The following is a 5,437-nucleotide window of genomic DNA, read 5'->3' as shown; positions in this document are numbered from 1 at the left end:
GCCCCGGCCCCCGCCCCCGCGCCCGTGCCGGCAGCCGCGCCCGCGGCGGCAGCCGCGCCCGCGGCGGCAGCCGCGCCCGCGGCGGCACCGGCCGGCTCCGGGGAACCGGTGACCGAGCAGCTGTCGCGCCTCGTCGCGGGCTTCGTCCCCGACGCGGCGGGGCCGATCGCCCCCGACCGCACCCTGCTCGAACACGGGATCGATTCGATCAACCTGATGAACCTGCGGTTCGAGATCACCGAGCGGTTCGGGCGGACCCTGCCGCTCCAACTGCTCAGCGAGTCGACCGTCCCCGCGCTCGCCGCCCACCTGTCCGCCGACCGCGCCCACGACCGGGCCTGAACGAGAGAGTTGGCGCCACGCCATGACCATCCAGAGCAACCCCGCCGACCGGTACCAGCCCTTCTCCCTCACCGAGGTCCAGGAGTCCTTCTACGTCGGCCGGACGGCGGGCGGGAACACCGGCGGCACCCAGATCCACCTGGAGTTCGAGGCGGACCGCCTCGACCCGGCGCGGCTGCGGGAGAGCTGGAACCGCCTCGTCGCCGACACCGACATGCTCCGCGCCCACCTGCTGCCCGACGCCCGCCAGACCGTCCTGGAGCAGGCGCCCGAGTACCGGTTCGAGGTGCGCGACCTCACTGCGGCCGGCCGCGACGAACTGCGCGCCTCCCTGGAGGAGATGCGCCGGCAGTCCGCCGCCGCCATCGACCCGCACCGCTGGCCGCTGTTCGCCCTAGCCGCCGCCGAACTGCCCGGCGGGCGCACCAGGGTGATGCTCACCGTCGAGGAGCTGATCGCCGACGGCCCGAGCGTCTCGCTGCTGCTCCAGGACTGGTACGCGCGCTACGCGTTCGGCGAGGAGCCCGGCGCCCCGGAGATCTCCTTCCGCGACTACGCGCTCGTCACCGGCGGCCGCCGTCCGTCCGAGGAGTCCCTCGCGTACTGGCGGGACAAGCTCGGGGCCGTGGACTTCGGCCGGCCGCTGCCGCTCGCCCGCCGTGAAGCCGCTCCGGCGGCCGCCGCCGACGGCGGGCACCGGCGCATGACGCTCCACCTGGACCGCCCGCAGTGGGAGCGGGCCAAGGAGGCCGCCCGCGAGGCCCGGGCCACCCCGTCGGCGATGCTGCTCGCGCTGAACGCAGCCGTCGTCCGCGCGACCGGCAGCGGACCGCTCCCGCTGGTCCTCACCACCTACAACCGCCTCCCGGTCCACGCCGACGTGGCCCGCCTGGTCGGCCCGTTCCTGTCCACCTCCGTCTTCGTCGCCCCCGAGGCGGCCGGAACCCTGGGCGAGCTGGTCTCCGAGGTCAGCGGCCAGCTCTGGCGCGACCTGGAGCACGGCGACGTCAGCGGGGTGCGCGCGCTGCGCGAACGCGCCCGCACCGAGCCCGGCCGCCGGGCGGTCCCGGTACCGGTCGTCTTCACCAGCCTGCTCGGCAGCATCGCCGACCGGCGCGCCGACGACCCCGGCAACTGGGCCGCGCTGGTGGACGTCGACGCATCCGCCACGCGCACCCCCGGCGTCCAGCTGGAGATGTGCGTCCAGGAGCGCGCCGGGCAGCTCCACGTGTCCTGGGACTACCTGCCCGGGGCGCTGGACGACGCCGAGGTGCGGGCCGCCTTCGAGCGGCTCGGTGCCCTGCTGCGCCGGGTCGCGGAGCTCGGTCCGGCCGTGTGGAACACCGACCTGCCGACCACCGGCACGCCGACCACCGGCGCGGAGACCGCCGGCGCGGAGACCGCCGGCACGCCGACCACCGGCGCGGAGACCGCCGGCGCGGAGACCGCCGGCCAGGCGTCCGGCACCTCCGGGCGACTGCCGCTGACCGAGGTGCAGTCGGCCTATCTCGTCGGGCGGCTCGGCACCCTCGGCGGCGCCGCGGAGACCCGCGTCTACCAGGAGTTCCTCCTGGAGAACCACGACGTGGACGCCCTGGAGGCGGCCTGGAACCGGCTGGTCGCCCACCACCCGATGCTGCGCGCCGCCGTCCACCAGGACGGCAGCCTGGACGTCGCGCCGACCGCCCCCCACTACCGCATCGCCCGCCACGACCTGACGGGCCTGCGGCCGGCCGAAGGGCCGGACGCCGACGGCGGGTCCCCGGTCGAGCGGGCGCTCGCCGACACCGCCGCCCGACTGCGCGGCGGCACCTTCCCCCTGGGCAGCCGGCCGATGTACGCGCTGGAGGCCAGCACCCTGCCGGACGGCACCACCGTCCTGCACGTCGTCCTGGACGCGCTGCTCGCCGACGCCCGATCCTTCGCACTGCTCTTCGGCCAGCTGTTCGCGCTGCACGACGGCGACCCGTCCGTGCTCGACGGCCCCGCCGACCCGGGCCCGTACCTGCTCGGCCTGGCCGCGCCCGGCCAGGACGGTCCGGCAGAGGCCGCCCGGCTCGCCTGGCGGGAGAAGTTCGCCGCCCTGCCCGGCGGGCCGGCGCTCCCCGACCCGGCCCCGCAGGCGGCCCGGCTGCACCGCCGCACGGACCTCGGATCCTGGCGGCGCCTCACCGAGCGGGCCGCCGCCATCGGCGTCCCGGCCGACATGGTGCTGCTGACCGCGTACACCGACGAACTGCGCCGCGCGTTCGGCCCGGAGCCGTTCACCGTGACCGTGGTCTCCTGGGACCGGCCCGCCGGCCTGGCCCACGCGGACCGCATGGTCGCCGACTTCACCCAGCTGGCCTGGGTGGTGGTCGACGACACGCTGCCGGACGACTTCGCGCAGCGCGCCCGCGAGCTGTGGAGCCGCGTCCGCGCCGACCTGGAGCGCGGCGAGGTCCGGCCCGGCCTGGCCGAGCTGCGCGGGCGGGTCTTCCGCTCCGGCGGCAGGCTGCGGCTGCCGGTGGTCTTCACCCGGGTGCCCGAGATCGATCCCGCCCTCCACCCGCGCGGCGTACGGCTGCGCGAGAGCCAGTCGCAGACCGCCCAGGTCGCGCTGGACCACGTCCCGCTGCTCGTCGGCGACGACCTGGTCGGCCAGTGGGACGCCGCCGAGGGCTGCCTGTCCGCCGACCGGCTGGACACCATGTTCGAGGGCTACGCGCGCCGGATCCGCGCCTTCGCCGTGTCCGCCGAGTCCGCCGAGTCCGCCGGGGAGCCGGGGGCGGCCGACGAGCCGTCCCCGACCATGACCGCCCTGCTGGCCGAGGCGCTGTCCCGCCACCCGGACCGCCCGGCCGTCCACTGGGACGGGCGCGTCGTCGACTACCGCGAGCTCGACCACCGTACGGCCCGGCTGGCCCACCAGCTGATCGCCTCCGGGGTCCGCCCGGGCGACCACGTCGCCGTGCACATGAACCGCTCCGACGACCTGGTGGTCGCGCTGGTCGGCATCGTGCGCGCCGGAGCCGTGTACGTCCCCGTCGACCCGGCCAACCCGCCGGAGCGGGTGCGTTATTTGCTGGAGGACAGCGGCGCGCGCGTGGTGGTCGCCGACGCGGCGCTCGCCGCCGTACCGGCCGCCGCCGGCGCGGTCGTCCTCTGCCAGGACCGCGACGAGGACCGGGCCCTGCTGGCGTCCCGCCCGGTGACGCCCCCTCAGGTGGAGGTGGGCCCGGACGACCCCGTCTACACGATCTACACCTCGGGCACCACCGGCAAGCCGAAGGGCTGCCGCAACACCCACCGGGGCTTCGTCAACCGGGTCCGCTGGATGCAGGACCGCTTCCCGCTGGGCGCCGAGGACAGGGTCGCCCAGAAGACCCCGTACGGCTTCGACGTCTCGGCCTGGGAGTTCTTCTGGCCACTGCTGGCCGGGGCGTCCATCGTGGTCGCCCGGCCCGGCGGCCACGTCGACCCCGGCTACCTCGCCCGGCTGCTGCGCGACGAGCGGGTGACGGTCGCCCACTTCGTGCCCTCCGTGCTCGGCCTGTTCCTGCGCGACCGGGCGGCGTCCGGCTGCGCGTCGCTGCGGTACGTCTTCGCCAGCGGCGAGGCGCTTCCGGTCGCGACCATGAAGCAGTTCTTCCGGGTCCTGCCGGGCGGCGCCGAACTGCACAACCTGTACGGCCCGACCGAGGCCGCCATCGACGTGACCCACTGGGCGTGCCGCCCCGACTGGGACGAGCCCACCGTGCCGATCGGCCGGCCGATCGCCCGCACCCGCATCCACCTGGTGGACGAGCGGATGGCACGGGTGCCGGACGGCACGCCGGGCGAGATCGTCATCGGCGGCGCGGGCGTCGCACTCGGCTACCACGGCCGGCCCGAGCTGACCGCCGAACGCTTCGTGGCGTCGCCGTTCGCCGACGACCCGTCACCGCGCCTGTACCGCACCGGCGACCTGGGGCAGCTCGGCCCGGACGGCGAGATCAGGTACCTCGGCCGGATCGACAGCCAGTTCAAGCTCCGCGGCCTGAGGATCGAGCCGGAGGAGGTCGAGGCCGCGCTCACCGAGCTGCCCGGGGTGTCCGAGGCCAGGGTGCTCCCGGTCACCGACCCGGCCACGGGCGAGCAGGTCCTGGCGGCGGTGTGCGTCGAGGCCGACGGCACCCTGGCCCCGTCCGTCGGGCAGCTGCGCCGCGACCTGGCCCGCTCCCTGCCGCCGTACCTGGTGCCGAGCAGCTTCCGGTTCGTGGACCGGCTGCCGCTGACGGCCAACGGCAAGCTCGACCGCCCGGCCGCCACAGCCCTCTTCGCCAACACCCCGCCCACCACTCAGGCACCCGCCGCCGCCCCTGCCGCTCCCGCTGCTGACGCTGCCGCTCCCGCTCCTGCCGCTCCGGCTGCTCTGGCTCCGGCTGCTCTGGCTCCGGCTGCTCTGGCTCCGGCTGCTCTGGCTCCGGCTCCCGCCGCTGCCGCTCCCGCCGCTGCCGCTCCTGCCGGCCCGGCTGCTCCGGCTTCTGGCGCTGCCGCCGCCGCCCGCCAGGCCCCCGTTCCCACTGGCCACCCGGCCCCCGCCATCGAGGAGGACCCCGTGTACGACCCCCGGCCCGGACGACCCGAGGAGGGGACCGCCGCCCTCGTCGAGGCGGCCGTCGCCGACTGCCTCCGGCTGGAGGCGGTCGACCCCGACGCCGACCTGTTCGACCTGGGCGCGACCTCGTTCACGATGATCCGGCTGGCCCAGGAGATCGAGCGGCTGACCGGTGTCGCCCTGTCCGTGGACGCCCTGATCAGCGGGCCGACCGTCACCGCGCTGCTGGCCGCCGTCCGCGCCGGCCAGGCCGCCGCCGGCCAGGCCGAGCCGGAGACGGCCGGAGCGGCCGCCCCCACCGGCCCGGACGCCGACGCGGCGGCCGTGGCGGACCTGGCCGCGGGCCTGCTCGGCCTGGCGGAGGTCGACCCGGACACCGACCTGTTCGACCTGGGCGCGACCTCGTTCACGATGATCCGGCTGGCCCAGGAACTCGCCGAGCGGTTCGGCGCGGACGTCCCGGTGGACGCCCTGATCCAGACCCCCACCGCCCGCGGCATCGCCGCAAGCCTGGCC

At 76.3% G+C, this 5,437-nt stretch carries 2 protein-coding genes; both read left to right on the top strand.

Going from position 1 to position 5,437, the window contains the following annotated elements; genetic code table 11:
- Positions 1-342: acyl carrier protein (locus tag HYE82_RS33680; RefSeq protein ID WP_218783358.1), on the top strand; the 342-nt coding region annotated here is incomplete at its 5' end.
- Positions 343-364: 22 nt separating this feature from the next.
- A partial coding sequence (locus tag HYE82_RS33675; protein ID WP_179178018.1) for a non-ribosomal peptide synthetase occupies positions 365-5,437 on the top strand: 5,073 nt, incomplete at its 3' end.

Origin of the sequence: Streptomyces sp. BR123, from assembly GCF_013401435.1 — a bacterium.
Taxonomy (GTDB): domain Bacteria; phylum Actinomycetota; class Actinomycetes; order Streptomycetales; family Streptomycetaceae; genus Streptomyces.
Note: the sequence above shows the minus strand (reverse complement) of the source record. Positions and strands in the feature narration are given on the sequence as shown.